Origin of the sequence: Paraburkholderia sp. SIMBA_054 (assembly GCF_046534875.1) — a bacterium.
In the GTDB taxonomy this organism is placed as follows: Bacteria; Pseudomonadota; Gammaproteobacteria; order Burkholderiales; family Burkholderiaceae; genus Paraburkholderia; species Paraburkholderia hospita.
In genome coordinates, this window is sequence record NZ_JAWRXV010000645.1 from 1 (window position 1) to 278 (window position 278).

At 33.8% G+C, this 278-nt stretch carries 1 protein-coding gene; it reads left to right on the forward strand.

All coding sequences use genetic code 11. From position 1 onward, the window contains the following. Positions 1 to 33 precede the first annotated feature (33 nt). A partial coding sequence (locus SB822_RS56680; protein WP_410859051.1) for a histidine kinase dimerization/phospho-acceptor domain-containing protein occupies positions 34 to 278 on the forward strand: 245 nt, incomplete at its 3' end.

Genomic DNA, 278 nt, shown 5'->3' on the forward strand with positions numbered 1-278 from the left:
CCATGGTTTTACCGAATTGATGCTGACAAACCCATGAAATCCGAAAGACAGACAAAATATGTACAGACAATCTACAATGAAGCAAGAAGACTTACCGCACTTATCAATGATTTCCTGGGTGTTCAAAGGATGGAGTCCGGTAAACAGATATATGAAAAAAATGTAGAAATCATACCATTAATTCAAAAAGTAATTGAACATTTAGAAATAAATACAGTACAACATGATATCCGACTCAAAATCGAAACCAAGGATATAATGATCTTAGGTGATCACTT